The organism is Blautia sp. HCP3S3_H10_2, assembly GCF_052122375.1.
Lineage (GTDB): Bacteria > Bacillota > Clostridia > Lachnospirales > Lachnospiraceae > Blautia_A.
The window spans coordinates 210,047-235,960 of sequence record NZ_JBQKCL010000004.1 but is presented as its reverse complement, the minus strand read 5'-3'; the positions used below and the strand labels follow the sequence as shown (position 1 = coordinate 235,960).

Annotated in this window: 24 protein-coding genes; 23 read left to right on the top strand and 1 reads right to left on the bottom strand. The window is 44.4% G+C overall.

The window, feature by feature from the left end; genetic code table 11:
- Nucleotides 1-47 precede the first annotated feature (47 nt).
- The 4 genes from ACTQWB_RS05950 (at nt 48) to rpsA (ending at nt 4,078) form a co-directional block, all read left to right on the top strand.
- Entirely contained in the window at nt 48-1,325 is a 1,278-nt protein-coding gene (locus tag ACTQWB_RS05950) for an NAD(P)/FAD-dependent oxidoreductase (RefSeq protein WP_441500698.1), read from the top strand.
- 151 nt (nt 1,326-1,476) lie between these two features.
- The gene (gene cmk / locus ACTQWB_RS05945; RefSeq protein ID WP_441500699.1) at nt 1,477-2,145 is read left to right on the top strand and encodes a (d)CMP kinase; all 669 of its coding nucleotides are present in this window, start codon (nt 1,477-1,479) and stop codon (nt 2,143-2,145) included.
- A gap of 3 nt (nt 2,146-2,148) precedes the next feature.
- Nucleotides 2,149-3,018, top strand: a complete 870-nt coding sequence (ispH, locus tag ACTQWB_RS05940; RefSeq protein WP_441500700.1) for a 4-hydroxy-3-methylbut-2-enyl diphosphate reductase — start codon at nt 2,149-2,151, stop codon at nt 3,016-3,018.
- Nucleotides 2,999-4,078 (top strand): 30S ribosomal protein S1, encoded by a 1,080-nt coding sequence (rpsA, locus tag ACTQWB_RS05935; protein WP_441483266.1) that lies wholly within the window; start codon nt 2,999-3,001, stop codon nt 4,076-4,078. The genes ispH and rpsA overlap by 20 nt, the downstream gene beginning before the upstream one ends.
- 161 nt (nt 4,079-4,239) lie before the next feature.
- On the opposite strand, the gene ACTQWB_RS05930 is transcribed toward rpsA, so the two are convergent.
- Nucleotides 4,240-5,274, bottom strand: a complete 1,035-nt coding sequence (locus ACTQWB_RS05930) for a ribonuclease H-like domain-containing protein (protein WP_441500701.1) — start codon at nt 5,272-5,274, stop codon at nt 4,240-4,242.
- Nucleotides 5,275-5,407: 133 nt separating this feature from the next.
- Between ACTQWB_RS05930 and ACTQWB_RS05925 the strand changes: the two genes are divergently transcribed.
- From ACTQWB_RS05925 to ACTQWB_RS05835, 19 genes are all read left to right on the top strand, one after another.
- Entirely contained in the window at nt 5,408-6,298 is an 891-nt protein-coding gene (locus tag ACTQWB_RS05925; RefSeq protein WP_441500702.1) for a putative ABC transporter permease, read from the top strand.
- Nucleotides 6,299-6,454: 156 nt separating this feature from the next.
- Nucleotides 6,455-7,774 (top strand): electron transport complex subunit RsxC, encoded by a 1,320-nt coding sequence (gene rsxC, locus ACTQWB_RS05920; RefSeq protein WP_441500703.1) that lies wholly within the window; start codon nt 6,455-6,457, stop codon nt 7,772-7,774.
- 17 nt (nt 7,775-7,791) lie between these two features.
- On the top strand, nt 7,792-8,772 hold the full coding sequence (locus ACTQWB_RS05915; protein ID WP_441500704.1) for an RnfABCDGE type electron transport complex subunit D: 981 nt from the start codon (nt 7,792-7,794) through the stop codon (nt 8,770-8,772).
- A complete protein-coding gene (locus ACTQWB_RS05910) occupies nt 8,769-9,383 on the top strand; it encodes an RnfABCDGE type electron transport complex subunit G (protein ID WP_441500705.1) in 615 nt (204 codons plus the stop codon). Before ACTQWB_RS05915 ends, ACTQWB_RS05910 begins: the two co-directional genes overlap by 4 nt.
- Nucleotides 9,380-10,090, top strand: a complete 711-nt coding sequence (gene rsxE, locus ACTQWB_RS05905; protein WP_441500706.1) for an electron transport complex subunit RsxE — start codon at nt 9,380-9,382, stop codon at nt 10,088-10,090. Before ACTQWB_RS05910 ends, rsxE begins: the two co-directional genes overlap by 4 nt.
- 6 nt (nt 10,091-10,096) lie before the next feature.
- A complete protein-coding gene (gene rsxA / locus ACTQWB_RS05900) occupies nt 10,097-10,672 on the top strand; it encodes an electron transport complex subunit RsxA (protein ID WP_173715976.1) in 576 nt (191 codons plus the stop codon).
- Nucleotides 10,673-10,684: 12 nt separating this feature from the next.
- Complete coding sequence (locus ACTQWB_RS05895) at nt 10,685-11,482, top strand: RnfABCDGE type electron transport complex subunit B (RefSeq protein WP_441500707.1); 798 nt, start codon at nt 10,685-10,687, stop codon at nt 11,480-11,482.
- A gap of 295 nt (nt 11,483-11,777) precedes the next feature.
- On the top strand, nt 11,778-13,091 hold the full coding sequence (locus ACTQWB_RS05890) for a putative ABC transporter permease (protein ID WP_441500708.1): 1,314 nt from the start codon (nt 11,778-11,780) through the stop codon (nt 13,089-13,091).
- Nucleotides 13,092-13,364: 273 nt separating this feature from the next.
- Nucleotides 13,365-14,927: a metallophosphoesterase gene (locus ACTQWB_RS05885; RefSeq protein ID WP_441500709.1), complete on the top strand. Its 1,563-nt coding sequence runs from the start codon at nt 13,365-13,367 to the stop codon at nt 14,925-14,927.
- Nucleotides 14,928-14,951: 24 nt separating this feature from the next.
- Nucleotides 14,952-16,133: a YibE/F family protein gene (locus ACTQWB_RS05880; RefSeq protein WP_441500710.1), complete on the top strand. Its 1,182-nt coding sequence runs from the start codon at nt 14,952-14,954 to the stop codon at nt 16,131-16,133.
- A 309-nt stretch (nt 16,134-16,442) separates the two neighbouring features.
- Nucleotides 16,443-17,057 carry a Holliday junction branch migration protein RuvA gene (gene ruvA / locus ACTQWB_RS05875; protein WP_441500711.1) on the top strand — a complete coding sequence of 205 codons (615 nt, stop codon included), beginning with the start codon at nt 16,443-16,445 and terminating at the stop codon, nt 17,055-17,057.
- A gap of 39 nt (nt 17,058-17,096) precedes the next feature.
- Nucleotides 17,097-18,104, top strand: coding sequence for a Holliday junction branch migration DNA helicase RuvB (ruvB, locus tag ACTQWB_RS05870; RefSeq protein ID WP_441500712.1), 1,008 nt, complete (start codon nt 17,097-17,099; stop codon nt 18,102-18,104).
- A 133-nt stretch (nt 18,105-18,237) separates the two neighbouring features.
- Nucleotides 18,238-18,645, top strand: coding sequence for a cell division protein ZapA (gene zapA / locus ACTQWB_RS05865; protein WP_441500713.1), 408 nt, complete (start codon nt 18,238-18,240; stop codon nt 18,643-18,645).
- A 126-nt stretch (nt 18,646-18,771) separates the two neighbouring features.
- Nucleotides 18,772-20,976 (top strand): DUF3656 domain-containing U32 family peptidase, encoded by a 2,205-nt coding sequence (locus ACTQWB_RS05860; protein ID WP_441500714.1) that lies wholly within the window; start codon nt 18,772-18,774, stop codon nt 20,974-20,976.
- A 6-nt stretch (nt 20,977-20,982) separates the two neighbouring features.
- Nucleotides 20,983-22,356 (top strand): FtsW/RodA/SpoVE family cell cycle protein, encoded by a 1,374-nt coding sequence (locus ACTQWB_RS05855; RefSeq protein WP_441500715.1) that lies wholly within the window; start codon nt 20,983-20,985, stop codon nt 22,354-22,356.
- Nucleotides 22,280-23,776, top strand: a complete 1,497-nt coding sequence (locus tag ACTQWB_RS05850; RefSeq protein WP_441500716.1) for a peptidoglycan D,D-transpeptidase FtsI family protein — start codon at nt 22,280-22,282, stop codon at nt 23,774-23,776. Before ACTQWB_RS05855 ends, ACTQWB_RS05850 begins: the two co-directional genes overlap by 77 nt.
- A gap of 100 nt (nt 23,777-23,876) precedes the next feature.
- Nucleotides 23,877-24,332 carry an NUDIX hydrolase gene (locus tag ACTQWB_RS05845; RefSeq protein ID WP_441500717.1) on the top strand — a complete coding sequence of 152 codons (456 nt, stop codon included), beginning with the start codon at nt 23,877-23,879 and terminating at the stop codon, nt 24,330-24,332.
- A 128-nt stretch (nt 24,333-24,460) separates the two neighbouring features.
- Nucleotides 24,461-24,772 carry a hypothetical protein gene (locus tag ACTQWB_RS05840; RefSeq protein ID WP_441500718.1) on the top strand — a complete coding sequence of 104 codons (312 nt, stop codon included), beginning with the start codon at nt 24,461-24,463 and terminating at the stop codon, nt 24,770-24,772.
- A 4-nt stretch (nt 24,773-24,776) separates the two neighbouring features.
- Nucleotides 24,777-25,913 carry a hypothetical protein gene (locus tag ACTQWB_RS05835; RefSeq protein ID WP_441500719.1) on the top strand — a complete coding sequence of 379 codons (1,137 nt, stop codon included), beginning with the start codon at nt 24,777-24,779 and terminating at the stop codon, nt 25,911-25,913.
- Nucleotide 25,914: the final 1 nt, after the last annotated feature.

Genomic DNA, 25,914 nt, shown 5'->3' with positions numbered 1-25,914 from the left:
ATTTCTAAGTGGAATTGCAGTCAGACAGAGTTATGAAAGGTATGTAAATGAGTAAAGTACTGATCATTGGCGGCGGAGCTGCCGGAATGATGGCTGGTGTATTTCTTGGAAGAGCAGGACATGAGGTCCATATCCTGGAAAAGAATGAAAAGCTGGGAAAGAAAGTATATATTACAGGAAAAGGCAGATGTAATGTTACAAATAACTGTGACACAGAGGAGCTGTTCAGGGCAGTTATGAGTAATCCCAAGTTTCTGTACAGTGCCTTTTATTCTTTTACACCACAGGATGTAATGGAATTCTTTGAAGAAGCGGGAGTTCCGTTGAAGACAGAAAGAGGAAACCGTGTCTTTCCAGTGTCAGACCATTCTTCTGATATTATCCGGGGACTGGAGCGGGAGCTTAAGAAGGCTGGCGTGCATGTTCATCTCCGGACAGAAGTGAAAGCTGTAAATATAGTACCCTTTGAAGAACCAGGTGTAGAGGAGAAGAAAGCACATCATAATAAAGTGAACGGGGTGACCTTATCCGACGGAAGCTTTATGGAAGGTGACCAGGTGCTGGTTGCCACTGGAGGACTTTCTTATCAGGCGACAGGTTCTACCGGGGATGGATATCGGTTTGCGAAGGAGACGGGGCATAAAGTGACGGAGCTTTCCCCATCTCTTGTTCCTCTTCGGACGAAAGAGGAATATATTCCCAGGCTTCAGGGACTTTCCCTTAAGAATACAGAACTTACCATTAAATCTGGTAAGAAAGTGCTTTTCCAGGATTTTGGGGAAATGATGTTCACTCACTTTGGGGTAACAGGACCTATGATCCTGTCTGCCAGTGCCCATATTGGCAGACAGCTGGAGAAATCAGGAGAGCTTCAGGCATATCTTGATCTGAAACCTGCTCTTACCATGGAACAGCTGGATGGGAGAATCTTAAGGGAGTTTGAAGCTGGCCAGAATAAACAGTTCAAAAATGTGATCGGGGTACTTTTCCCATCTTCCCTGACTCCCGTTATGCTGGAGCTTGGAGGTATTTCCCCGGAGAAAAAGATTCATGATATTTCCAGAGAAGAAAGAATCCATTTTGAAGAACTGATAAAAGCCTTCCCATTTACCGTTAATGGAATGGGGGAATATAAGGAGGCTGTTATTACAAGAGGCGGTGTATCTGTAAAAGAGATCCAGCCGGGCACCATGGAATCAAAAAAAGTAAAGGATCTTTATTTTGCCGGAGAGGTTCTGGATCTGGATGCGGTGACTGGTGGATATAATCTTCAGATTGCATGGTCCACTGCATATCTGGCAGCTATGGCGTTGAAAAATGCCTGAAAATCTGTTATAAAATATAAAAAAGGTAACGGTTCAGGTCCAACTTCTCACACAAAGCGGGGCGTACAGATCGCAGAAATGATTTGAGGAGGCTGGCTCTAGGCTCTGAACAGTTGCAAAAGATGAATTGTACCAGGAGGTAACAGGGAAAATGGGATGTAATATTGCCATTGACGGACCGGCAGGAGCCGGCAAAAGCACCATTGCAAAAAGAGTGGCAAAGGAGCTTTCTTTTATTTATGTTGATACAGGTGCCATGTATCGTGCAGTTGCATTGTATCTGCTTAAGAAAGGGATTGACGGAAATGATTCCAGGGCGATTGCGGACAATTGCCAGATGGCAGAGGTTTCTATCCGTTATGAGAACGGGGAACAGATCGTAATCTTAAATGGAGAAAATGTAAATCCATATCTTCGTACAGAAGAGGTTGGAAATATGGCGTCCAAAAGCTCTGCCAACCCGGCAGTACGTGCACACCTTCTGAATCTGCAGAGAGAACTGGCGGCCAGAAATGATGTGGTTATGGATGGACGTGACATCGGTACGACAGTTCTTCCAGACGCACAGGTGAAGATTTATCTGACTGCCAGCGTAGAGACAAGAGCGAAAAGACGCTATGACGAATATCTGGCAAAGGGAGAGAAGGCGGATCTGGAGGAAATCAAGAAAGATATTGAAATCCGTGACCACCAGGATATGACGAGGGAGATTTCCCCACTTCGCCAGGCTGATGATGCAGTTCTTGTGGACTCTTCCCTTATGAATATTGATGAAGTTGTAGCTGCAATTCTTGCAATTTACAAGGAGAAAGTGAAATAAATCATGAAAGTAAAGGTCGCAAAAACAGCAGGCTTCTGCTTTGGCGTGCAGCGCGCAGTAGACAAGGTTTATGAGCTGATCGACAGCTGTCCGGACAAGCTTTTTACTCTTGGTCCCATTATTCACAATGAAGAAGTGGTAAATGACCTGGAGAAAAAAGGTGTCCGTGTGGCAGGAGAGGAAGACCTGGAGAAACTTCCCAAAGGAAGCACTGTGGTGATCCGTTCCCATGGCGTAGGCAGGATGGTTTATGACCAGCTGGAAGAATATGGACTTTCTTACGTGGATGTGACTTGTCCGTTTGTTCTGAAAATCCACAGGATCGTGGAGAAGGAGAGTAAGGCTGGTTCTCATATTGTGATCATCGGAGATCCGGATCATCCGGAGGTTGTAGGAATCTGCGGCTGGTGCATGGGCCCGTATACGGTGATCCGTACCGAACAGGATGCACTGGATTTTGTGCCTCCCCAGGGGAAAAATGTGTGTATTGTGTCGCAGACAACATTTAATTATAATAAATTTAAAGATTTAGTTGAAATTCTCCGCAAAAAGAGGTATGATAATACTGTTTTAAATATTCTTAATATTTTAAACACTATTTGTAATGCTACCGAAGAACGGCAGAGAGAAGCAAAGAGCATAGCCGGAGAGGTAGACACTATGTTAGTCGTAGGTGGCCGGCATAGTTCCAATACTCAAAAGCTGTTTGAAATATGTAAAAAGGAATGTGAAAATACTTACTATATACAAACACCTGTAGACTTGGATTCAGATATGTTCCAATGCAGTAGTTATGTAGGTATTACAGCAGGGGCTTCAACCCCAAAGAAAATTATTGAGGAGGTTCAAGAACATGTCAGAATTAAGTTTTGAACAGATGCTGGAAGATTCCGTAAAAACAATCAGAAATGGAGAAATCGTACAGGGAAAGGTCATCGATGTGAAAGAAGATGAAATTATCCTGAATATTGGCTATAAGGCTGATGGTATCATCACTAAGAGCGAATATAGCAATGATCCTTCCGTAGTACTCACAGACGCTGTACATGTAGGTGACTCCATGGAAGCCAAAGTGCTTAAGGTAAACGATGGCGAAGGCCAGGTTATCTTAACCTACAAGAGACTTGCTGCAGAGAAAGGCAACAAACGCCTTGAGGAAGCATTCGAGAATCAGGAAGTATTAAAAGCTCCTGTAACTCAGGTACTTGATGGTGGATTATGTGTTAACGTCGAGGAGACACGTGTATTCATTCCTGCAAGCCTTGTTTCCGACACATATGAGAAAGATCTCAGCAAATATGCTGATCAGGAGATTGAGTTCGTTATCACAGAGTTCAATCCAAGAAGACGTCGTATCATTGGTAACCGCAAACAGCTTCTTGTTGCTGAGAAAGCTAAGAAACAGCAGGAGCTTATGGAGCGTATCAATGTTGGCGATACAGTAGAAGGTGTTGTTAAGAACGTTACAGATTTCGGTGCATTCATCGATCTTGGCGGCGCTGACGGTCTGCTTCACATCTCTGAGATGTCCTGGGGCAGAGTAGAGAACCCGAAGAAAGTCTTCACAGTTGGTGAGACTGTTAAGGTTATGATCAAAGATATCAAGGGCGAGAAGATTGCTCTTACAATGAAATTCCCGGAGGAGAATCCATGGCTTACAGCTGCTGAGGATTTCGCTGTTGGTAATGTAGTAACTGGTAAAGTTGCTCGTATGACAGACTTCGGTGCATTTGTAGAGCTTGCACCTGGAGTAGATGCACTTCTTCACGTATCCCAGATTTCCAGAGAGCACGTTGCAAAACCATCTGATGTACTTACTATCGGACAGGAGATTCAGGCAAAAGTTGTTGACTTCAATGGCGAAGACAAGAAGATCAGCCTGAGCATGAAAGCTCTTGAGGCTCCGGCAGAGGAAGCACCTGTAGAGGAATAATTGAACAAATAACCGCCATTCACAGATTGTGTGAGTGGCGGTTGATTTTGGTATCGTGAATATGGTATTAGAGCCTTTTTCAAACACGCTCTAGCCAAAAGGCATTGTCTGATATGGATGATGCCTTTTTTGCGTAAAAGGAAAATTCTGATGCACCTGGGTCAGCTTCTGTGTTGGTTCAGCTTCCAGAATAAATATTCTATGGTATGTACCAGATATTGCTTTTGTTTTTCTGTATTTTCCAGAAATTCTTCGGAACAGGGAAACCAGGTATAGCAGGTGTCCCTTGTGGAAGATTTTTTTAATCCCTTTTCCATAAATTTACTGATGGATTTCGGCACTGCCATATCTTCTCCGGGAAGATAGTCATAATCTTTATAATTGCTGTAATACTGACGGATACGGCCATTTACAGGCTTTACAAGAAGACTGACAAGATGATCCTGGCCGATAATGTAGAACTCCTGGATGTTGTTTGAAAAGGGGGCGGGAAGAGGATAATGCAGTTTCATCTGCAGAATCAGATTTTCCCCGTCAGAATCTGTTCCGTTCACATCGAAATCCCCATCTCTAAGCCTTAGATATCCCATCATTCTGAAAACATCTCCAAGTCCTAAAAGATCTTCCATATTATGTCCCACAATGGTGTCCAGATCGGTCTGGTTTCTATGTGCCACGTACTTCTTGTATATTTTGATGCATTCGCCACCGTTACAATATACGCGCTTGTGCTCCCCGAGAAAAGTTTCCATCTGTTCCTGCTTAAGGCCTGGAAGCTTCAGGAACCCTTTTAGAGGACGAAGAACTTTATAAAGATCAAAAGAAGGAATTCCCTGGAAGGGATCCGAAAGCTCATGAAACTGACAGCGGGCCTGTAAATAGGACTGGTCGAACGAATCTCCATTGTACTGGATGGTGCAGGTAAAATTTTTTATAAATTCTGAAAAAACCTCCAATAGTGCTTTTTCATCCCGGAAATCAGGGGAAAGCCATTGATACAGCTGCCAGGAATCGTCTTCATAGCAAATTGCACCAATTAAATACAAAAAAGAGGAATTTCGTCCCAGTCCGGTTGTCTCGATATCATAAAAAAGTGGCGAAAAATTGACATCACAAGTGTTGTTTCCAGATAAATTTTTAACAGTCTCAAAGTCTGGAAACCCTTGTAAAATCGGCATTTTTTTAACAATCAGCATGCTTATACTCCTTTCATGGATTGTATTCAATTATACACATTTTTTTTCTTTTTAGGTAGTGAATTTTTTTACAAAATGATGTATAGTAAAATATATAGAATAGTCAGAATATATAAAAGAAAAGGAGAAACATATGTGGGATTTGATGATTAATGGTGTGGATTTCTATCACATTGCCAATTGGTTTTACATATACAGTTTTCTTGGCTGGCTGTGGGAAACCTGTTTTGTATCGGTGAGAAAGGGAAAGCTGGTAAACCGTGGATTTATTAACGGTCCTTTGTGCACCATTTATGGATGCGGAGCACTGGCAGTATATCTGATCCTTCTCCCGGTAAGCGACAATCTGTTGCTCTTGTTTGTGGGAGGAGTCGTAGTTGCCACCGCATTGGAATATGTGACAGCTGCATTGATGGAGAGCATCTTCCATACGTCCTGGTGGGATTACAGTGATAAGAAGTTTAATTTCCAGGGACGTATCTGCCTGGGCTGTTCCCTTGGCTGGGGATTATTTACAGTAGGACTTTTCCGTATCCTTCACCCGGTAGTGGAGGATTTCACGGAGTTGTATACAAGAAGAACCGGGGAAATCGCAGTCTGTGTGATCACAGTTGTCTATATAGTAGATTTTGCATTTTCCGCTGCAGCAGCGTTCCATATCCACGAGCGTATCCCTGCATGGGAGCAGGCACTGGATCAGATGCGTGCAGAACTGCTTTTGCAGACCCGTGAGAAGATGGAGAAACTGGAAGAGAACAGCGGACTTTCCAGAGACCGTTTGAAAAAACAGCTGGAGAGCAAGCTGGAACGGCTTGATGAAGTTGCTCTGATCAAGGAACTGGATGAGAAGCGAAGCGCTATGATGGCGGAGATCTCAGAAGAGCTGCAGAAGCGTAAAGAGGCAATGGCTGGAAAGACCAGCTATAACATGCAGCGTTTCGTAAAGGCATACCCGAACCTGAACCGTGGCTATAAGCTCCATAAGAGATACGGTTTTGGACGGAAAAACAAAGATGCCAAATAATAAAAGGCGTTAAAAAGTATTGAAACAGGATGCATAAGCATCTGAGACTGTATAGGTCAGACAAAAAGAAAATGAATATAAATCAAAAAGACAAGAAATCAGGTTGCTGCAGACAAAAGAGTCAGTGATCAAATAATATAAAGGCGGTGAAGATAAGTGCGGTTAACTTTTAAAGGCGGTGTACACCCATTCGAGGGAAAAGAAATGTCAAAGGACTGTCCGGTGGAGAAATATTTCCCCAAGGCAGATCTTGCGTATCCATTGTCCCAGCACATTGGTGCTCCGGCCAAACCAGTGGTAGCAAAAGGCGACCATGTGCTGGCTGGACAGATGATCGCGGAAGCAGGAGGATTTGTATCGGCTCCTATTCATGCTTCTGTATCCGGTACGGTGAAAGGCATTGAGAAGCGTCTGACAGCTACCGGAGGTATGGCAGATGTCATTATCGTGGAAAATGACGGACTGTATGAAGAGGTGGAGTTCCATCCGGCAGATCCGGCAGGACTTACCAGAGAGGAGATCATTGGCAGAATCCGTGACGGAGGAGTGGTAGGTCTTGGAGGAGCGGGATTCCCTACACATGTGAAGCTTTCCCCTAAGGAACCAGACAAGATCGAGTACATACTGGTAAATGGTGCAGAATGTGAGCCTTATCTGACAAGTGATTACAGGCGCATGATGGATCAGCCGGAAAAAGTGGTAGAGGGCCTGAAAATCGTTGTAGGGCTTTTCAAAAATGCAAAAGGCTGTATCTGCATTGAGGATAACAAACCTGACTGTATTGCAAAAATGAAAGCACTGACGGAAGGTATCCCGAAAATTGAAGTAAAGGAAATGGTGACCAAATACCCCCAGGGTGGTGAGCGTACCCTGATCTATGCGGTTACCGGAAGAGAAATCAATTCTTCCATGCTTCCTGCAGATGCTGGCTGTATTGTAGATAATGTTGAAACAATTTGCAGTATTTATGATGCGGTGGCACTTGGAAGACCGATCATGAAACGTATTTTCACTGTAACGGGCAAAGGAATCAACAAGCCATCCCATTTTGAAGTCTGTACAGGAACGGATATGGCCGAGCTGATCGAAGCAGCAGGAGGACTGAAAGAGAATGCCGGAAAAGTAATCTCTGGCGGTCCGATGATGGGATTTGCAATGTACGATTTACACGTACCGTGTGTGAAGACGTCTTCTTCCCTTTTGTGTATGCAAAGTGATCCAGTCTCCGATGCAAAGGCAGAAGAGACTGCCTGCATCAATTGTGGACGATGTGTAAGTGTCTGTCCGGGACATGTGATCCCAGCCAGACTTGCTACTTTTGCACAGCGGGGAGATATGGAGAACTTCCAGAAGTTTGACGGAATGGAATGCTGTGAATGCGGATGCTGCAGCTACATCTGTCCGGCCAAACGACCGCTGACCCAGAGTATCAAGTCCATGCGTAAAATGGTGCTGGCAAGCAGGAAGAAGAAATAATAAGGGGGAAGAAACGAATGGAACAAATGTTTAACGTATCATCTAATCCCCATGTCCGGGCAAGGATGACCACTGCAAAGATCATGCAGCTGGTTACTATCGCACTTTTGCCTGCTGCCATTGTGGGAATTTACAATTTTGGATTAAAGGCACTGGCTGTTATGGTGGTATCAACCGGTACAGCTGTGCTTTCTGAGTGGTTATACGATCACTTTATGCACAAAAAGAATACAATAAAGGATTTCAGCGCGGTTGTGACAGGACTTCTGATCGGCATGAATATGCCGGCTGGCATTCCCCTTTGGATTCCGGCGCTTGGAAGTATTTTTGCAATCATTGTGGTAAAACAGCTTTTCGGAGGCCTTGGCCAGAACTTTATGAACCCGGCGCTGGCTGCCCGTTGTTTTCTTATGATTTCCTTTGCCGGAAAGATGACGGATTTTTCTGTATCCGATAAGTTTAAAGGTGCTGTTGACGGAGTGACAGGTGCGACAGCGCTGGCTTCTCTTCGTGACCATGGCTATATGGCTGGTGCATCTGTGCCGGTGAAAAACCTGATCATCGGTAACGTTCAGGGAACCATTGGTGAGACCTCAGTGATCGCAATCCTGATCGGTGCAGCAATCTTACTTTGCTACAAGGTGATCAGTGCAAGGATTCCGCTTACCTATATTGGCAGCTTTGCAGTTTTCGTGATCATCTATATGCTTGCGTCAGGCAAAGGCTTTGATGTGAATTACCTGTTTACCCATATCTGTGGTGGTGGACTGATGCTTGGAGCATGGTTTATGGCAACGGATTACGTTACAAGCCCGATCACACCGAAAGGACAGTATGTATATGGTGTCTGTCTTGGTGTGCTTACCGGAATCTTCCGTATTTTCGGAGCTTCTGCAGAGGGCGTATCCTATGCGATCATTTTCTGTAACCTTCTGGTACCGCAGATCGACCGCTTTACCCGTCCGGTTGCTTTTGGAAAAGGAGGCGCGAAGAAATGAAAAATAAGATCGTGAAAGATACTCTTGCGCTGACGGTGATCACATTGATCTCAGGTCTGCTCCTTGGTGTGGTAAATGATATTACGGCAGGCCCGATCGCAAACCAGCAAGCAAAAGAGAAGGAAGAGGCATATAAAGCTGTATTTGCAGATGCTGCATCTTTTGAAGTGGTTACAAGCGGGGAAGATGCTGATCTGGAAAGTTACCTGGATGAAAACGGCTATACAGCCCAGAATATTGATGAAGTGATGCTGGCAAAGGACGACCAGGGAAATGAACTGGGCTATGCATTTACCGTAACCACAGCAGAAGGCTATGGCGGGGATATCCAGTTCGCAATGGGAATTCAGGATGACGGTACTTTGAATGGAATCTCTATTTTGTCTATCAGTGAGACAGCAGGTCTTGGAATGCGTGCGACAACAGATGATTTCAAGAATCAGTTCAAGGATAAAAATGTAGAAAAATTTACTTATACGAAAACCGGTGCCACCAGTGATGATGAGATTGACGCTTTAAGCGGTGCGACGATTACCACAAACGCTATGACAAATGGTGTCAATGCAGGACTTGCCGCATTTCGTTATGAGAAAGGGGGCAGTCAGCAATGAAAAAAAATACACCTTCTGAACGGCTGATCAATGGTATTATCAAAGAAAATCCTACCTTTGTGCTGATGCTTGGTATGTGTCCTACACTGGCGATTACCACATCTGCCATCAACGGTATTGGAATGGGACTTACTACAACGGTGATTCTTGCAGCGTCCAACCTGATGATTTCCCTGCTCCGTAATTTTATTCCGGACAGTGTGCGTATGCCTGCTTATATTGTTGTCGTAGCATCCTTTGTAACAATTGTGCAGATGCTTCTTCAGGGATTTATTCCGTTCCTGTATTCTTCCCTTGGAATCTATATTCCGCTGATCGTTGTAAACTGTATCATCCTGGGAAGAGCAGAGGCCTATGCATCCAAGAATAAACCGATTCCTTCTCTGTTTGATGGTATCGGCATGGGACTTGGATTTACTTTAAGTATCACCTGCATCGGTGCGGTACGTGAACTGATCGGCGCCGGAAGTATTTTCGGCAAACAGATTCTTCCTCTTGCAGACGCTGCAGCAGGAAAAATGGGCTATGAGCCTGTAACCATTTTTATTCTTGCACCTGGCGCATTCTTTGTCCTTGCGTTTTTATCTGCGATCCAGAACAGATTTAAACTTGGCGCTGCCAAACGTGGCATTGATCCAAGTAACCCGGATTGCAAGGGTGGCTGCGCTTCCTGCGGAAACACCATGTGCTCAGGAAAAAGGGGGTAAGGGAAGATGAAAGAATTATTGCTGATCATTGTAAGCTCTGCGCTTGTAAATAACGTAGTCCTCAGCCAGTTTATGGGACTTTGCCCATTCCTTGGCGTATCTAAGACTACTGACACAGCTGCTGGTATGGGCGGTGCGGTTATTTTCGTAATCACTTTATCCTCCTTTGTAACCAGTGTGATCTATAAGCTGATTCTTCAGCCGTTAGATCTGACTTATCTTCAGACGATCGTGTTTATTCTGATCATTGCAGCGCTGGTGCAGTTTGTGGAAATGTTCCTGAAAAAGAGCATGCCCTCTCTTTACAAAGCGCTGGGCGTGTATCTGCCATTGATCACCACCAACTGTGCAGTTCTTGGTGTGGCACTGACAAATGTGCAGAAGGATTATAACATTCTGGAAGGTACTGTAAACGGTTTTGCAACTGCATTTGGTTTCTCCATCTCTATTGTGCTGATGGCAGGAATCCGTGAGAAAATTGCCTACAATGATATTCCGGAGTCATTCCAGGGATTTCCAACTGTTCTTCTGACAGCTGGTCTGATGGCAATTGCATTCTTTGGATTTTCAGGATTAATTTAAGGAGGCGTCAGGATGAATATTAGTGCGATTATAGCAGCAACAATTCTGGTTGCGGCAGTAGGCCTCTTCATCGGTGTTTTCCTTGGAGTAGCCGGAAAAAAGTTTGCGGTAGAAGTTGATGAGAAGGAAGTTGCCATAAGGGAAGCACTTCCTGGCAATAACTGTGGTGGCTGCGGTTATCCGGGCTGTGATGGTCTGGCAGCGGCAATCGCAAAGGGAGAAGCGCCTGTGAACCGCTGCCCGGTAGGCGGTGAGCCTGTTGGAAAAATTATTGCAGGAATCATGGGACAGGAGGTAGTGGAGACTGCCCGCCAGGTAGCTCATGTGAAATGTTCTGGTACCTGTGAAAAGGCGAAAGAAGAATATGTATATACAGGCGTGGAAGATTGTGAGATGCTCCCATTCGTTCCAAATGGTGGTGCGAAAGCCTGTACATATGGTTGTTGCGGGTTTGGAAGCTGTGTGAAGGTCTGTCCGTTTAATGCGATTCATATTGTGGATGGAATTGCAGTGGTGGACAAAGAAGCGTGCAAAGCCTGTGGCAAATGTGTTGCCAAATGTCCGCGACATCTGATCGAGCTGATTCCGTATGATCAGAAGGTAGTCGTAGACTGCAGTTCCCATGACAAAGGCAAACAGGTGATGACAGCTTGTGAGATCGGCTGTATCGGCTGCAAGAAATGTGAGAAGACCTGTCCGAACGGGGCAGTTACAGTAGAAGATTTCTGTGCACATATCGATTATGAGAAATGCACAGGATGTGGGGCTTGTAAGGAAGCCTGTCCGAGAGGGGTTATCCGGGAAGCGTGAAGTATTCGCCAAGTTTTAAAATAGCCAGGAAAAAATATCCGTAACATAAAGGTTTTTAACCTGATTATTTGATTAAATAAAAATTAATGGGAAGAGATAAGAAGTCTGTATTCTGACATAATTTGTATTTAAGTCAGAATGCAGGCTTTTTTTCCTTTGAATGGTATGATATGATAATACTATTATTTTGCAGCAACGTAACTATTCAGCCGGCAGTATTTTGCAAGGTGCTTTCGCTTGTAACTGTGAAGGGACTGAACATTACGAAATAACACACAAAAGAGGAGACTAGCGCATGATCTGGAAATTACTTTGGCTGTTTCTGATCTATTCCTTTGCAGGATGGGTTTTAGAGACAGTTCTGGCATCCCTGAAACAAAAGAAATTTGCGAACCGCGGAATTATTAACGGACCATTTTGTTTGATATACGGCTTTGGCGGAATTTTTATCACCGCATTTACAGGAGAACTGACAGGTATCTGGCTGTTTATGGGCTGTGCCATTGTGGCATCTGTAGTAGAGTGGATTGCCGGTCATCTGATAGAAATGTGGTATCACGAGAGATGGTGGGATTACCGGAAATTCAAATGGAACCTGGATGGTTATATCAGTGTTCCTACATCCTGTATCTGGGGTCTTCTGGGCGTATTTATAATCAGAATCGGGAATGGACTTTGTATCAATCTATATAATCTTCTTCCAGGTCTGATAAGCCGGATCATTGTCCTGGCTGTGCTCGGTCTTCTTGCAGTGGATGCCATTGCTACATTGACGATCCTTTTCGGACATAGCAAAAATCCGGAGAAGTGGATTGCCACAGAGAAGAACATAGATTCTGTAACCTGGAAGCTTGGGGCGAAGATCGATGATGTGGTAAACCGTCGAATAACCAAGGCCTATCCGCAGAAGCAGCACACAGAGAAAGAAGAATCCCATCCGGAGATTTTTGCCTATGGCTGTAGTTTTTACAAAATTGTGCTTCTGTTTTTTATTGGTGCTTTCCTTGGAGATATTACGGAGACGATTTTCTGCAGGATCACAGCAGGCGTGTGGATGAGCCGCAGCAGTGTGGTGTGGGGAGATTTCAGCATTGTATGGGGACTTGCCATTGCAGCAGTTACTGCTCTTCTTTACAGGTACCGGAATCGTTCGGAACAGTTCCTTTTCTGGATGGGAACCTTCCTTGGCGGTGCTTATGAATATATCTGTAGTGTGTTTACGGAAATTGTGTTTGGAACCGTATTCTGGGATTACAGTGATATTCCTTTTAACCTTGGAGGAAGAATCAATCTTTTGTATTGCTTTTTCTGGGGCTTTGCTGCAGTGGCCTGGTTTAAGATACTTTATCCCAGGGTTTCGAAGCTGATCGAGAAGCTTCCCATAAAATTTGGAAAGGTTATCACCTGGCTTCTGCTGATCTTCATGCTTGCTGACGGAATCGTCTCTAGTGCTGCACTTGCCCGTTATAATGCCAGAAGTAATGGCGTAGAGGCGTCAAACAGCTTTGAGAGCTGGGTGGATGAGAACTTTGATGATGCCAGGATGGCGAAGGTTTACCCGAAGGCGAAGAAAGTGGATACTTCACGAATTGTGACGGAGGCGAAATAGCGGAAAATATTTTGGCAAAGATTCTTAGAAGTAAGAGAGACGGAAATTTTATTTATCGTCGGAAATGAGCAGCTGGAATTGTTAAAATAACGTAAACTGTGTAAAGAACTGAAAAAAGAGCCATTTGCATATGTATCACAAATGTTAAATGTGCGTCAAAAGACAGGAAACACTATTGTTTTCTGAAAATTAGAATGTTATACTCCTTTCGGACATGGAAATAAGGGCCCACAAGTTTCCTTCCCCCACATCTGAAAGGAGTATTTTATTATTATGAAAAGAAAATATATCGCCGCAATTTTAACCGTTTTTGCAATGACAAGCGTTTGTTCCACAGCTTTTGCTTCTACCGATCATTATACAGACAGCAGTATTGTTGGTGCTGAAACCGGATGGGATGAATGGGTAGCAAACTGGGAGGAGACAGCTTCTGATTTTACAAAGGTATCCCTTACACCTGGAAAAGATGACACAGAACTGAATTTTGCATGGTATAGCGAGAAAACAGATTTTGACGCAACACCGGTTGTCCATTTCGGAACAGACAAAGAGAATCTGGATACATTTGAAGGGGAAGCAGGAGATGTAGACCAGGAGCTCACCGGTGATAAAGCTTATGAATATAACCATGTAACTGTAACAGGACTTGAGCCAAACACCACATATTACTATACAGTTGAGAAAAATGGTGAGCAGACAGAGCCTGTTGAATATACAACCAAAAGCACAGATACTGTAAAAATGATCTATGTTGGTGACCCGCAGGTAGGTGCTTCCAAAGGCCAGACACAGGATGGCGCAGAGCTGGTACCAGATGACGGAGCAGCAAATACAGCAGCAAGAAACGACGGTTTTTCCTGGAACCGTACTTTAAATACAGCACTTGCCCAAAATCCGGATGTAAACTTTGTGATTTCCGCAGGTGACCAGGTAAACAAAACTGGCGCAGCAAAGGAAGAAGAGTATGCTTCTTATTTAAGCGCAGATGCTCTTGCAAGTCTTCCGGTAGCAACTACAATTGGAAACCACGATTCCCTGAACCCGGATTATGCATATCATTTTAATAACCCGAACAATACTGAAAATGGTAAAACAGTAGCTGGCGGTGATTACTATTACAGCTATGGCGAGGGACTTTTCATTGTTCTGAATACCAATAACTATAATGTAGCTGAGCATCAGAATACCATTGAGGAAGCAGTAAAAGCTTACCCGGATGCAAAATGGCGTGTTGTAACCATTCACCAGGATATTTACGGTTCCGGTCTTGACCACTCCGATACAGATGGAATGATCCTTCGTACACAGCTGACTCCGATTTTTGATGCAAATGACATTGACGTAGTACTTCAGGGACATGATCATACCTACAGCCGTTCCAAAATGCTTTATGGTGATGGACAGACACATGAAGGATATGAGTTCAGTCTGAATGCAGATGGAACAGACTACGACTGGGATCATGCTACCAATATTGCAACCGGTGAGCAGATTACTTTAAATCCAGAAGATGGGGATGAAGAGGCAAAGGCAGCACTTGATGCATTCCAGGAAGATAACCAGTGCTATACTATTGAGGATGTGGATGGAAATACAGTTACAGATCCCCAGGGAACTCTTTATATGACAGCAAACTCAGCTTCCGGTTCCAAGTACTATGAGCTTATTTCCACACAGCAGGATTACATTGCAGTCCGCAGCCAGAACTGGCTTCCAAGTTATTCTATCATTACAATGGATGCAGATAAATTTTCAATTGATACCTACCAGATCACAGATGATGGCAGCGTAGAGGCAATTGACGATACCTTTACCATTGAGAAGACTGCGAAATAAAACGATTGGAAATGAGTAATAAAAATGAATCAGATACAAAATAAAAACAACGCCGGACTTCGCTTTTCCAGGAAAGCAGTCTGGCGCTGTATTTTAGGATTATTAATTGTTATATTTGGGATTTTCGTTTACCGCCTGAACCAGGTGGACAAAACAGAACTGGTAGTCCGCACAGGACAGACTTTTGAAAAGGCAGAAGTGACCCAGATCCTTCAGGATAATCTGGATGCTAATGGAACACGTGTGGGAGAGCAGAAAGTGCGTGTGAGAATGCTCACCGGTGTCCGGAAGGGAGAAGAACTTGAAATAACCAGCAGTTCCGGTTATCTGTTCGGTGCTGCCTGTAAAGTGGGAATGAAAGTAATCGTCATGCAAAGTGTGGCTGGTGACACGACGATCGCCAGTGTCTATACCCAGGACAGGGAATGGGTGATCTACATTTTTGCAGGACTTTATCTGCTGGCACTGTGCGCTATAGGCGGACGCCAGGGTATAAAAGGGTGTATCGGTCTTGTGTTTACCTTTTTCTGTGTGATCTTTGTATATCTGCCATTGATCTACCGGAATGTATCTCCATTTGGAGCCGCTGTTTTTGTTTGCTTTATCACAACACTGGTGACCATGTATATGATCGGCGGTGCTACGAGAAAAACAATCGCAGCAACTATCGGAACAGTAGCCGGTGTAGTAATCGCAGGAATTTCAGCCCAGCTGTTCAGTATGGCTTCCGGAATTACCGGATACAATGTTTCGGATATTGAGACCTTAATGACACTCTGGAATACAAATGGAATTCAGGTAGGCGGACTTCTTTTTTCAGGACTTCTGATATCCTGTCTGGGAGCTGTAATGGATGTAGCAATGTCGGTGTGCAGTTCCATGTATGAGATTTATCAGCAGAATCTGTCCATGAGCCGCGGGGAGCTTTTCAAAGCCGGCATGCATGTGGCCCGTGATATGATGGGAACGGACAGCAACACCCTGATTCTTGCCTTTGCGGGCAGCAGTGTGAGCATGCTGCTTTTGGATTATGCGTATGACCTTCCTTATCAGCAGATCATCAATTCCAACAATATCGGAATCGCCATTATGCAGGGGCTTGCAGGAAGCTTTGGAATTGTTCTTTCGGTGCCGCTTACGGTTCTGATCTGTACTTTTTTATACCATGGGAAAATAGAAAATGGAAAAATAAAGATAGAAAAATAAAAATGGAAAAGTGCAGGAGCTTTGTAATATCCTTTCGTTATATACCTGGCGGAGGGATATTTTTTGCTTTATTGCATTGTTTACCCGCTGATGTAATCTATAAAATAACCATAATCTGTAAAATGAGCATATAAATTTACTTGTAAATTACCCGAATGAATGTTTGCTTTTTTTAAATGAATATGATATGATGACAAAGAATTTGTAACTGTTCATAGCCAGATGTTTTGGAGTCTGATTTTGAACAGGTACAAGGATTTTAAGCTTTCGGAGAAAATATATTTGATATAGATAAGCAGGAGGCAGCCCATGATCTCATTTGTCAAAGGAACTGTAGCAGATCTTACCGAAAATTCGGTGATCATAGAATCGGGGTACATCGGATTTGAAATAAATATGACAGGAAATGCCCTGGCCCAGCTCCACATCGGCCAGGAAGTGAAGATTCACACTTATTTCCAGGTAAGGGAAGATGCCATGGTTCTCTATGGTTTTTTCAATAAGGATGATTTACAGGTGTTTAAGCTCCTTCTGGGGGTAAATGGAGTGGGACCGAAGGCTGCACTGGGAGTTCTTGCCGGGATCACAGCAGATGAACTTCGGTTTGCAGTTCTTTCAGATGATGTAAAAACGCTGTCCAAGGCTCCTGGAATCGGTAAAAAGACAGCACAGAAGCTGATCCTGGAGTTGAAGGATAAGCTGAGCCTTGAGGAGGCCTTCGAACAGAAACTGGCGAATGAGCAGGCGCAGGCTGCTGCAGCAGAAGGCGCAGCTGGAATGACAGACGCGAAGCAGGAAGCTGTGGAAGCCTTGGTGGCTCTTGGATACAGCAGTACAGATGCACTTCGCGCTGTGCGTAAAGTGACGGATGTGGATCCGGCAGATGTAGAGGCAATCCTGAAAGCGGCGCTGAAGAATTTCTGAGAAAAATAAGGTAAGACATTCATAATTAAGAGGTATAGAATGGATAATCGTATTATAACTACTGAGGTTATGGAGGAAGATTTTTCCCTGGAGGGAAATCTCCGTCCCCAGACCCTGGACGAGTATATTGGTCAGGAAAAAACCAAGAATACATTAAAAATATATATAGAAGCAGCGAAGCAGCGCCACGATTCCCTGGACCATGTGCTTTTTTACGGCCCTCCGGGACTTGGTAAAACCACACTTTCCGGTATTATTGCCAATGAGATGGGAGTGCATATGAAGGTTACTTCCGGTCCGGCCATTGAGAAGCCGGGGGAGATGGCTGCCATTCTGAATAATCTTCAGGAAGGGGATATTCTTTTTGTAGATGAGATTCACCGTCTGAACCGTCAGGTGGAAGAGGTGCTTTATCCTGCCATGGAAGATTTTGCCATTGATATTATGATCGGGAAGGGTGCTTCTGCCAGATCCATCCGTCTTGACCTGCCGAGATTTACTCTGGTGGGAGCGACTACAAGGGCAGGACTTCTTTCTGCTCCTTTGCGTGACCGCTTCGGTGTCATTCATCATCTGGAATTTTACAGTAAAAAAGAGCTGACTACCATTATTATGCGTTCTGCCCAGGTGTTGGGAGTGGAGATCGATGCCAAAGGTGCCGGGGAAATCGCTATGCGTTCCCGAGGAACACCCAGGCTGGCCAACCGTCTGCTGAAGCGGGTACGTGATTTTGCCCAGGTGAAGTATGATGGCAGGATTACCTATGACGTGGCATGTTTTGCCTTGAATCTTCTGGAAGTAGATCAGTATGGACTGGATAAGCTGGACCGCCAGATCCTTACCACCCTGATCGTGAACTTTAAGGGAGGCCCTGTGGGACTTGATACCCTGGCTGCTGCTATTGGAGAAGATTCCGGTACGCTGGAGGATGTATATGAGCCATATCTGTTGAAAAATGGTTTTCTGAACCGTACTCCACGGGGAAGAATGGCTTCTGCACTGGCCTACGAACACCTTGGTTTTCCTGTTCCGGATACAGGCAAATAAAGTTTTATAAAAAAACCTATACTTTTCAACAATTTTCGATTATAATAAGGTTGTTTACATATAAAAGAGAAAACAGACCGGGCCCTGGAACGTCCGGAGTTTAAGAGTATAAAGACACAGGAGGCTTGAACGGATGGCGGTCAAGAATACAGCACAGGTGATCATCGGGGGGAAGATCATTACCCTTGGAGGATATGAATCAGAGGAATATTTCCAGCAGGTAGCATCATATATGAATAAGAAGATAGGAGAGCTGGAGACTGTGCCAGGATACGGCAGACAGCCAATGGAGACCAAGCATATGCTTCTCAGCCTGAATATTACAGACGATTATTTTAAGGCGAAGAAGCAGGTAGAGACTTATGAGCTTGATCTGCAGCAGAAGGATCAGGAGATGTATGATCTGAAGCATGAGCTGATCTCCCTTCGTATGCAGATCGAAGAAGCCCAGAAGAGTGAGCAGGAAGCTCTTGATGAGAAGAATCTTCTGGAAGGGAAAGTAAAGGAGCTTGAGAAAGAACTGGATGAAATGCTGAAATAAAAGCAGGAGGGATTGCCTAGGTGATTCCTCTTTTCATTTATAAGATTGTAAATAACAGACTTTCATTCATGTTGATGGCTGTGTAAGCAGATATGTCTGTTTAGAATAAAAATTGGAGGAACTATTTTGGAGCGGAATATAGAATTGCTGGCGCCTGCCGGCTACTATGAGGGGTTTGAAGCGGCGCTGGGGGCAGGCGCAGATGCTGTGTATGTAGGCGGGGCTATGTTTGGCGCCAGGGCATATGCCCGGAATTTTGATGAGGACGAGCTTCTTCGTGCTATTGATGTAGCCCATATTCATGGAAAGAAGCTGTACCTTACAGTTAATACCCTTCTAAAGAACAGAGAACTAAAAGAAGAACTGGTTTCCTATCTGAAACCTTATTACAACGCAGGACTGGATGCTGTGATCGTGCAGGATATGGGCGTATTTTCCCTTATAAGAGAGAAATTTCCTAAGCTTCATATTCATGCCAGCACCCAGATGACGGTGACAGGGCCAGAAGGAATGAAGTTCCTGGCAGAGCAGGGGGCTACCCGTGTGGTACCTGCGAGAGAGCTTTCCCTGCAAGAACTTTCGGCAATGCACAAGGCCTGTCCCATTGAGATAGAAGCTTTTGTACACGGTGCTCTTTGCTACAGTTATTCCGGCCAGTGCCTGATGAGCAGTCTGCTTGGTGGAAGAAGCGGAAACAGAGGCAGGTGTGCCCAGCCATGCCGTCTGCCTTACCAGGTGAAGAATTTTAAGAACCGGGAGCACAAAAAGGGAGAATTTTGTCCATTAAGTCTGAAAGATATCTGTACCATAGAGATCTTACCTGAGATCATTGCGGCTGGAGTTGTTTCCCTGAAAATCGAAGGAAGAATGAAGCAGCCAGCTTATACGGCAGGTGTGACTGGAATGTACAGGAAATATCTGGATCTTCTTTATGAATATGGTCCGAAGGATTACCATGTAGAGGAAAAAGATAAAAAATATCTGCTGGATCTGTTTAACAGAGGTGGTTCCTGTACAGGCTATTATAAGATGGGAAATGGTCCCCGGATGATGGCTTTTACCAATGAGAAGAAAACTGGCGAGGTGTCATTTGTACCCATCCAGCCAAAGGAAAAAATAACAGGAGAACTTCATCTTACCCCTGGGATGCCGGCCTTTTTAAAGGTATCGTGCCAGGGGGAAGAGGCAATCGCCTATACAGGTGAAGTACAACATGCGAAGAACCAGCCGGTAACCAGGGAACGGGTTTATTCACAGATGGATAAGCTTGGAAATACTCCTTTTGTGTGGGAGAAGCTGGATGTCCGGATGCCAGATGATCTGTTTGTTCCTATGAAGACGCTAAACGAAGTCCGTCACCTTGCACTGGAGAGATTAGAAGAAAATATTTTGCAGAAATACAGGCGGGATGCCGGAACTGAATGGATCGAAAAGATTGCCAAAGAGCCTGCGCCAAAGATTAGTGACGTTGTAATCTGTGAGAATGTTCCTCTTACAAAGACACAGTATATTCCGGTTTATGCGTCCTGTGAAAGTGAGGAAGCGGCAGAAATCCTTTGCCAGCAGGAAGAAATCAAAGGTATTTATCTGCCATATGCCCTTATGGAGAAATATTTGCAGACGGGCTTGGAAAAAGGAAAAGAAATGTACCTTTCCCTTCCTCATATTACAAGGGGAAATCCGCCAGAGGGTTATATACAGCAGGCACAGAAATGGCTGCAGGCAGGTATGACCGGATTTCTGGTGCGGAATCTGGAAACATACAGTATGCTGGCCAGAATGGGACTTTCAGATAAATGTGTGTTGGATCATTCCATGTATACGTGGAATGATGAAGCCATCCATTTCTGGAAGTACCAGAAGATCCTGAGAAATACAGTTCCTTTGGAATTAAATGAGAAAGAACTGCGGCACAGAGAGAATACAGGAAGTGAGATGGTGGTATATGGAAGACTTCCTCTTATGCACAGTGCCCAGTGTGTCCGCAAAAACACAACCGGCTGTAATGGACAGGAGGAGCAGCTTACATTAAAGGACCGGTATGACAAGGAATTTCCGGTAAAATGCTATTGTGATCCCTGGAAAATGGGAAATACAAAGAAGACAGGCCCCTGTTATAATATCATCTACAACAGTCTCCCTTACGGTCTGCTTCAGGAAGCGGGCAGAGTGAAGGCGCTTGGAGTATCTGCAGTCCGGCTGGCATTTACCATAGAAAGTGCTAAGGAGACGAAGCAGATCACAGAAGATTTTGTGGAGGCATATCAGGGCAGCCCTGTATCTTGTGAATATGAATTTACCAAAGGTCATTTTAAAAGAGGAGCCGAGTAAAGGCGTATGATTAATATTGTTGTTGAATTATCCAAATATGTGATCCTGACACTGATGATCGTTTACACGGTTTTGTGTTACTATCTGGTAGTGGGGAAGCATGCTTCAGACAGGAAAGGACTTTTACGAAGTCAGATCACGTTAACTTTTTTTCTTGATTTTACCGCATTTCTGGTAATATTTCTGAAAACCTTTGACTATAAGGTGGTTATATTTTATGCAGAGATGATGGTGTATTTTGCGATGATCCTGATCTTATACCGCAGGATCTACAGAAATGCATCCATGCTGCTGTTAAATAACATGTGTATGCTCTTAAGCGTGGGATTTATTATGCTGTGCAGGCTGGATATTTCTTCTGCAAATAAGCAGCTTCTGATCGTAGCATGTGGAAGTGCAGTGGCACTGGTGATCCCGGTTATGATCCGGAAGATGAAATTTCTCAAGGATCTTACCTGGCTGTATGCAGGGCTTGGAGTTGCCCTTCTTGGGGCGGTTCTTGTTCTGGCACAGACAAGTTATGGAGCGAAGCTTTCCCTTATGGGAATCCAGCCCTCAGAGGTGATCAAGCTTACCTTTGTATTCTTCATGGCATCACTTCTTGCAAGAGAGGTAACCTTTAAGAAGGTTGTACTGGCGACGATCGTGGCAGGCCTGCATGTGGGAATCCTGGTGCTTTCCAGGGATCTTGGAAGTGCAGTGGTGTTCTTTGTGGCGTATCTGGTACTGATCTATGTATCCACAAGGAAGCCAGCATATCTTTGCATCGGGCTTGCCGGCGGTGCTGCAGGTTCTGTGCTGGCATACCATCTGTTTGGACATGTGAGACAGCGTGTCAGTGCGTGGAAGGATCCGATGGCTGTTTATCAGAATGAAGGCTATCAGATCGTGCAGTCCCTGTTTGCTATTGGTACAGGAGGCTGGTTTGGAATGGGCCTTTGCCAGGGATCTCCGGAGAAGATTCCGGTTGTTAAGAATGACTTTATTTTCAGTGCGATCTGCGAGGAGCTTGGAGGGATTTTTGCAATCTGCCTGATTCTTGTATGCATGAGCTTTTTCCTGACAATTGTGGAAATCGCACTGCAGATCAAGAATCCGTTTTATAAACTGATAGCCATTGGCCTTGGCACAGAATATGCATTCCAGGTATTTCTTACCGTAGGCGGAGCCACCAAGTTCATTCCTATGACTGGTGTAACCCTTCCTCTTGTAAGCTATGGAGGAAGCTCCATTATGTGTATGATCCTGATGATTGCCATTATACAGGGCTTGTATATCTATAGAGAGGACGAGGACGAAGAAATTGAGAGACATCGACGAGAGGCGGCAAAGAGAGCGAGACAGAGAGCTGTTGAGGCTGCGGCAGAAAGAGATTACTAAAAAGCGCAAAGCCAGAAATAAAGAATATACCTTTGTTTCCATCTTCTTTGGAATCATCTTTATCAGCATGATCGGGTATCTGATTTATTTTGACGGCTTTAAAAGTGATGATTTTATTAACAGTCCCTATAACACCAGACAGGATTCCTTCTCAGACCGGGTGGTGAGGGGAAAGATCATGTCTTCTGACGGCCAGGTGCTGGCACAGACAGATGTAAGTGAAGATGGAACCGAGACCCGTAATTATCCTTATTCGAATATGTTTTCCCATGTGGTGGGATACGATTCCAATGGAAAAAGTGGTCTGGAATCCGAGGCGAATTTTACACTTCTGACCTCCCATTCCTTTTTCCTGACACAGATGAAGAACCAGTTCCTGAATGAGAAGAATACAGGAGATACAGTAATCTCTACTTTGAATGCCAACCTGCAGAGTGTTGCATATAACGCACTTGGTGACAGGAGAGGCGCAGTTGTGGTAATCGAGCCATCTACGGGCAAGCGGCTTGTGGAGGTAAGCAAACCGGATTTTGACCCGAATACCATAGAAGAGAACTGGCAGTATCTGGTAAATGACGAGAATGACAGCAGTCTTCTGAACCGTGCTACCAATGGCGCGTATCCGCCTGGTTCTACCTTTAAGGTGGTGACAGCACTGGATTATTTCCGTAAAAAAGGAACTTTCGAAGGATATAATTATCTGTGCGAGGGAAGCATTACACTGGAAGATCATACCATTCACTGTTACCACAATACCGTTCACGGACAGGAGAATTTCTATTCTGCATTTGCAAATTCCTGTAACTGTGCATTTGCAGATATCGGGGTGAAACTGGGCGGAGCATCCTTGCGTGAGACTGCAGAAGACCTTTTGTTTAATAAGAACCTTCCACTTACTTCATACAGGACCAGTAGCTTTTCCCTGGATAAAAACTCTGTCACACCTCTGATCATGCAGACTGCCATTGGACAGGGAAATACCCTTGTATCACCTATGCATATGGCACTGATCACCTGTGCCATTGCCAATGACGGTGTTCTGATGAAGCCATATCTTGTTGATGAGGTGGTTAATGACAATGGTGATTCTGTGAAGAAAACAGAGCCAGCGGAATATAAGAGACTGATGAGTTCAAATGAGGCAAATCTTCTTGGAAAGCTTATGAAGCAGGTAGTAGACTCTGGTACAGCGTCAGCTCTTTCCGGCAGAAGCTACACAGTAGCAGGAAAAACCGGTTCTGCAGAGTTCGACGAAGAAGGACACAGCCATTCCTGGTTTATCGGTTATTCGAATGTAGATGATCCGGACCTGGTGGTTGCGGTGATCGTGGAGAATGGCGGTTCTGGAAGCGAGGCTGCAGTGCCAATCGCGGGACAGATCTTTGACGCATATTATGCGAACCAGAATCAGTACGAATGATTCGAAGTGAAATCCATTCATATTCCTGTTGCCAGTTTTCTGAAAAAGAGGTATACTATATACAGTTTAGAAAACACACGCATTACAGGAGGATTGCAGCATGATAGAAGCAACTAGCTGTGGCGGTGTGGTAATTCATCGAGGTAAGATTCTTGCATTATATAAATCTTACAAAAACCGTTACGAAGGCTGGGTTTTACCGAAAGGAACCGTAGAGCCTGGAGAGACCCATGAGCAGACCGCATTGCGGGAAGTGAAGGAGGAAGCTGATGTGAGAGCCTCCATTGTGAAATATGTGGGTAAGAGCCAGTATAATTTCACAGTGCCGGAGGACATGGTCAATAAAGAGGTACACTGGTATCTTATGACGGTGGATAATTATCATAGCAAGCCTCAAAGAGAGGAATTTTTCGTGGATTCCGGATATTATAAATTCCACGAAATTTATCATCTGCTCCGTTTCGCAAATGAGAAGCAGATCGTTGAGAAAGCGTACCAGGAATATCTGGAACTGCGAAGTGCCGGATTGTGGGACAGGCAGCAGAAATATTTCTGATCCATGCACAGAGAATAAGGGCTGCGTAGCTGATTTACGCAGCCTTTATTGTATAATAGGCACCAATAATGTTTAAAATTTCCGGGAAAGGGAAATCATTATGATAACAAAGGAGTGTTGTTCCGAATATGCTGAAATGGCGGGAAAATTATTATGTGGGGGATGGAATCAAGGATGCACCAAAAGCACAGAAGCGGATTGATGCCGGGAAGATGGCACTGGGGGTTTATCTGGTTACATTATCTGAGAATCCGGGAAACCTTCTGGAAATCGTGCCTTCTTATATGCTGATCCAGAAAAGCTATTACGCACGATGTCCTGAGATCATTGGCATGGCGAAAGGGAAAGATGAAGCCATTGATATGGCAGTGGATATTGTGAAGAATATTTATGGCGAGACAGGTGCATTTCAGGTAAAAGAATATTTTAAGAACAGGTGAGCGCATGTTACATATACTGTGGATCCTCATAAAGTTTATATTGATCATACTGGGAATCCTGCTTGGACTTGCGCTTTTGGCAGTAGCCCTTATCCTTTTCTGCCCGGTACGGTATCAGGCAAGGGCTGTTAAGGAAGGGGTAAGCTTCAAAGAAGCAGAAGTGGAAGCTAAGGTGACATGGCTTTTTCATGCGGTGGGAGCAGGTTTCTCTTTTTGTAATGGGGAACGGAAGCTGGTGTTCACGCTTTTTGGAATCTCGCTGGAAACTATAAAGGGCTGGCTGGAGAGACTAAAAGGCAGCCGGAAGAAAGGCAAGCATAAGAAGGACAAGAACCGAAAAGATAAAGAGCAGAAAGGCAGGAACCAAAAAATTTCGTCAACTGTGGCAAAGAAGCAGGAGAAAACTGTAAAACAGGAAAAAGTTGAGAAGATTCCTGTTAAAAAGGAGGCTTCGACGGATATGCCGCAGGAGCGAAAAAAACTTCTGGTTCAGGAAAAAAAAGTCGAAACAGAAAGAGCACCGAAAGAAAAGCCTTATAATGAGATACTATCAATAGAGCAGCCGCAAAGTGAGACTGTTGAAAGTGAAACATTCCAGGAATCATCAGACCAGGAAAAATTAACCGGCAAGCAAAGTTTATTTTCCCGTATGATGGAAATACTAAATAAAATCATCAGGCTTCCTGGAAAACTGTGGAATCGGATCCTTTCGTTTTTGAAAAATATCGTTCAGAAGCTAAAGGACATTAAGCGAACTGTATCTGGATTAACAGATAAGCTTGGCTGGTGGAGAAATTTCCTTTCTGATGAAAGAACGAAGGCAGCTGTTTCCCTCGTGTGGAAAGATGCTAAGGAGCTGGTTCGCCATGTACTTCCTACGAAGGTAGAGGGGCAGGTGACGTTCGGCTGTGAAGATCCATCTATCACAGGAGCAGCACTGGCAGTACTTGGAATGACGTTTCCTTTTCACAAAAGCTGCGTTCAGGTAACTCCGCTCTTTGACGGGGAGAACCGGCTGACTGGAAACATATCCCTGAAAGGCCGTGTTTACGGTATTATGTTTGTGAAAGCAGCAATTGAGATTTATATCAATAAAAATATAAAATACGTTATCAACCGATGGAAGCATAAGGAGGACTAAA